Source organism: Rathayibacter sp. AY1E8 (genome assembly GCF_002931415.1).
In the GTDB taxonomy this organism is placed as follows: domain Bacteria; phylum Actinomycetota; class Actinomycetes; order Actinomycetales; family Microbacteriaceae; genus Rathayibacter.
The window spans coordinates 1-4,149 of the sequence record NZ_PSVI01000098.1; the positions used below are offsets into that span (position 1 = coordinate 1).

Below are 4,149 nucleotides of genomic sequence, written 5' to 3' on the forward strand. Positions count from 1 at the left end.
GCACCGTCCTGGCCGTGCTCGCTCTGCTGGCCGTGCTGCTCCTGGCCCTCTCGGCGACGGTGCAGGCGGTGCTCGGCGAGCGCCTCCGCGACCAGATCGAGGAGCGGCTGCAGGACCGCGCCTCCGCCGCCGCCGCGCTGGTCGGCACGATCGCCGACGACGCCCTCGCCTCGCGCCTCTCGGCGCAGGGCGTCTCGGTGCGGATCACGAGCCCCGAGGGCGAGGACGTCGTGGCCGGGCCGAGCCCGGAGCAGCTGCGCCTGGGCCCTGGAGCCGCCGACCAGCTCGGAGAGCCGCCGTCGCCGCCCGGCACGAGCTCCTCCTCCGGAGCCGTCCCGCCCCGAGCCGCCTCCGCCGCCGTCACCGTCGTCTCGAGCAGCGTCGCCGCCGACGACGAGCTGATCACCCTCGAGTCGACCCTCAGCGACGGCACCCGCCTCGAGCTCACCAGCGAGGCCGGATCGGTCGGCAGCACCCTCGCGCAGCTGAACGGGATCCTGCTCGGCGCGTCGGCCGTGTTCCTCCTGCTGGCCGCGCTCGCGCTGATCGTCGTGGTCCGCGCGACCCTCCGGCCCTTGGAGCGGATGACCGACGTGGCCCGCGACATCGCGCACGGCGACCGCGGGCGGCGGCTGCGCCCCTCCCGTCCGCGGACCGAGCTCGGCCGCACCGCGACCGCGTTCGACGAGATGCTCGACGACCTCGAGCAGGCCGAGCGCAGCGCCCTCGCCGCCGAGGCGACGGCCCTCGCGGCGGAGCAGCGGATGCGCGCGTTCGTCTCGGACGCCGCGCACGAGCTGCGGACGCCGGTCGCCGGCATCCAGGCCGCCGCCGACGCGCTCGTCCGCGGCGACGGCGGCGAGCAGGAGCGCGAGCGCCTCTCGGTGCACGTCGTGCGGGAGTCGCTGCGCGCGGGCCGCCTCATCCAGGACATGCTGCTGATGGCGCGGCTGGACGAGGGCCTGGCTCTGGAGTCTCGTCCGCTGGACCCGGCGGGCGTCGCCGAGGCCGCGATCGAGCGCCAGGAGCTGCGCCGCCCGGGCCTCGCGATCGACCTGCACCGGCCCGCCGAGCCGCTCCTGGTCAGCGCCGACGCCGACCGGCTGGCCCAGGTGCTCGGCAACCTCCTCGAGAACGGCGCCCGCTTCGCCCGCTCCCGGATCGACGTCGCCGTCGAGGCGGCCGCCGACTCCGTCACGATCACCGTCGACGACGACGGCCCCGGCATCGCCGAGGCCGACCGCGAGCGCGTCTTCGACCGCCTCGTCCGCCTCGACGACGCCCGCAACCGCGCCGACGGCGGCTCGGGCCTCGGCCTGCCGATCGCGCGCGGGCTGGCCCGGGCCCTCGGCGGCGACCTCGTGGCGGAGGCGGGGCCCGTCGGCGCCCGCTTCCGGGTGACGCTGCCTCGCGCGGGGTGACGCCGTCCCGCTCCCCCTGGGCTCGACGGGCGCGCGGGCCCCGCTCCGCCGGGACGGCAGGAGTGGCTCCATGGACAGGGACGACGCGGAGCAGCGTGTCCGGCAGGCCCGCGACGAGGCCCCGAGGTTCGGGAGCGGTCCCCTGCTCGCCACCTTCACCGTCCGGCACCGCCGCGGACTCGACGTCGCCTTCGTGCTCGACGGCGCCGACGGCGACTTCCAGATCGGAATGGGCGCCGCGTCCGACGACTTCCGGAGCGTCCTCACCGTCGGGGTCGACCGCGAGGACGGCCGCATCCGCGGCGTCTCCAGCTGGACCGTCGACGGCCGCGAGAGCCGCGTGCCCGTGCGGATCCTGCACTGCTCCGCCACCGTGATCATCGTGGAGGCCGCTCCCCTCCCCCTCGACCGGCGCCCGTCCTCGCTCAAGTGCTGGTCCTTCCTCCGCCGGGCCTCCGCCGACCACCACTCCGACGTGCTCGGCTTCGTGTCCCCCGACCTGGCCGACCTCCCCCCGGTCCGGCTCCTCACCGATCCGCGGGCGCGGCGCGGGCGCTGAGCCGGCCTCGCGCGCGAGGGGACGGATCCCCGCCCGACCCGCAGGCGCCGGTGCGATCATGCGCTGACGTGATCCCGCCCGGAGGTCCGCCCGACCCGGAGGAGCGCTCGTGACGCAGGAGGTGCAGTCGACCCGGCTGCGGTCGCTCGGGAGCGAGGCGTTCTTCGGGGCGACGGTGGTCGTCGCGGCGGCGTGGTCGGGCGCCCGGGCGTTCCAGCTCTACGGAGGGTGGGGCGTGGTGCTCGCGGTGGCCGCGGTGATCGTCGCGGGGCTCGGCTTCGGGATCCGACGGCGCGTCGAGGAGCGGTGGTCCCGACCGATCCTCGAGAGGCTGCGGGCCGAGCATCCGGACGGCGGCGTCACCGCGGTGCTGAACACTCCGGAGACACTGGCCTCGCTGCGGACGCTCGCGGTCGCCGGAGCCGCGGTCGACCTCCCGGCGCTGCGCGCGGCGAAGCCGGACCCCGTGCTGCTGGCCGTCGTCACCGCGAGGGCGCTCTCGCTGTTCCGTGCCGACGCGGACCTCTCGCCGATCGCGTTCCTGCCCCTCACCGCCGGGGACGCCCCCGAGTCGGTGACGGGCTACCACCACGGTCACGCGCTCGCGGCTCCCGTTCTCACGGTCCGGCAGCAGGGGACGGAGCAGCGGCTCGCCCTCTTCCCCGCCGACGGCGCGCGGACGATCACCGGTGTCCTCGGCCGCTGAGCGAGGCCCGCTGCGCATCGCCGGGAGTCTCCGCCCCGCGGCGGATCCGGCAGCGCCGCGCCGCGCGTAGCGTCGGGCGATGGACATGTCACTGCTCGGCACCAGCGTGGTCGCCGCCCTGTGCGGGGCCGCGTATCTCGGAGTCGCGATCCTCGCGGTCGCGCAGGTCCTCCGCTCCGGCCTCGATCCCCTGCGGAAGGGCCTGTGGACGATCGCCGTCGTGGTGGCGCCCTTCCTGGGGTCGATGGCGTGGTTCCTCGTCGGGCGGCCCGGAGCGCGAGCCTGAGACGCGGCTCAGCCCGCACCCATGCCTACGATCACCGATCGCGCAAGCACCTGCTCGCGGGGCGCCCGCGCGTCAGCATGAGCGGGATGGACACGATCGAGGAGGCGGGCGCCTGGGCGCGCGCTCTGGTGCGCCGCGAGTTCGGCGTCGGCCTCGTCGACCTGGAGCCCGTCGTCGGCGGACTCGACCACGGAGCGCGCGTCTGGTGCGCGGCCGACGGCTCCGGGGCGCTGTGGAGCGTCAAGGCGTCGGCCCGCGACGGGCGCTTCGGACTCGCGCTCTCGGCGTCGCTGGGAGAGTCGGGGGTGCCGGGCGTCGCGGCGCCGCACCGCGCCTCCGACGGGCGCCCCTGGGCGGAGGACCGCGGGCTGCGGGTCTCGGTCGCGCCGTGGATCCTCGGCGAGGACGCGGTCGACTCCGGCGAGGACGCCCTCGACTGGGAGGGGTTCGGCGCGGTCCTGCGCTCCGTGCACGACGCCGAGCCGCCGACCCTCGCGCCTCCCGTGCGGCGGGGCATCCGCCGTGTCCGCCGTCCGCTCGCCGACCTCCTCGCCGAGACCGACGAGAGGATCGACGCGCAGCCGGAGTCCCGCCCCCTCCTCACCGCGCTCTGGCGCGGTAACCGCTCCCGCCTCGACGCCCTCGCCGGCGCTGAGCGGCGGCTGAAGCGCGCCCGCACGCCCACCTCCCGCGTGCCCCTCCACGGCGACCCGCATCCCGGCAACGTCGTCATCGACGAGAGCGGCCGCCCCTGGCTGATCGACTTCGACGAGGCCACCGTCGCCCCGCGGGAGGCCGACCTGCTCCTGATCGAGCTGGGCGTCATCTACTCGCGGCCGATCAGCGACGTGCAGCGCTCGGCGTTCCGCGCGGGCTACGGCGAGGCCCTGATCGACGACGAGCGGATCATCCGCTTCGGCTGCGTCCGCGCGGTCGAGGACGTGGCCGCCACTGTCGCGCTGGCCCTCGCCGACCCGGAGCCGGAGGAGCGCGAGGCCGCCCCCGTGCCCGCCTCCCGCCTCGGCCGCGCCGCCTCGGCGCTGCCCGTCCCCACTCCGCTCGACCTGCTCGCCGGCCAGCTCGGCCCGCACGGCCTCGTCTCGCTCGTCGTCGATCAGGGCCTCGCCGTAGCCCGCGCGGAACCCCGAGCGCTGCACGTCGCTGATCGGCCGCGACT

5 protein-coding genes are annotated in these 4,149 nt (G+C 76.6%); all 5 read left to right on the forward strand.

Going from position 1 to position 4,149, the window contains the following annotated elements:
- A partial coding sequence (locus tag C5C74_RS16630; RefSeq protein ID WP_104351926.1) for a cell wall metabolism sensor histidine kinase WalK occupies window positions 1-1,421 on the forward strand: 1,421 nt, incomplete at its 5' end.
- A 70-nt stretch (window positions 1,422-1,491) separates the two neighbouring features.
- Window positions 1,492-1,980 carry a hypothetical protein gene (locus C5C74_RS16635; RefSeq protein ID WP_104234606.1) on the forward strand — a complete coding sequence of 163 codons (489 nt, stop codon included), beginning with the start codon at window positions 1,492-1,494 and terminating at the stop codon, window positions 1,978-1,980.
- A gap of 109 nt (window positions 1,981-2,089) precedes the next feature.
- Window positions 2,090-2,686, forward strand: a complete 597-nt coding sequence (locus C5C74_RS16640) for a hypothetical protein (RefSeq protein WP_104258313.1) — start codon at window positions 2,090-2,092, stop codon at window positions 2,684-2,686.
- A 79-nt stretch (window positions 2,687-2,765) separates the two neighbouring features.
- The gene (locus tag C5C74_RS16645; protein WP_104225196.1) at window positions 2,766-2,972 is read left to right on the forward strand and encodes a PLD nuclease N-terminal domain-containing protein; all 207 of its coding nucleotides are present in this window, start codon (window positions 2,766-2,768) and stop codon (window positions 2,970-2,972) included.
- Between the two features lie 86 nt (window positions 2,973-3,058).
- Window positions 3,059-4,149, forward strand: a 1,091-nt coding sequence (locus C5C74_RS16650) for an aminoglycoside phosphotransferase family protein (RefSeq protein WP_104351927.1), incomplete at its 3' end; no start/stop codon positions are given.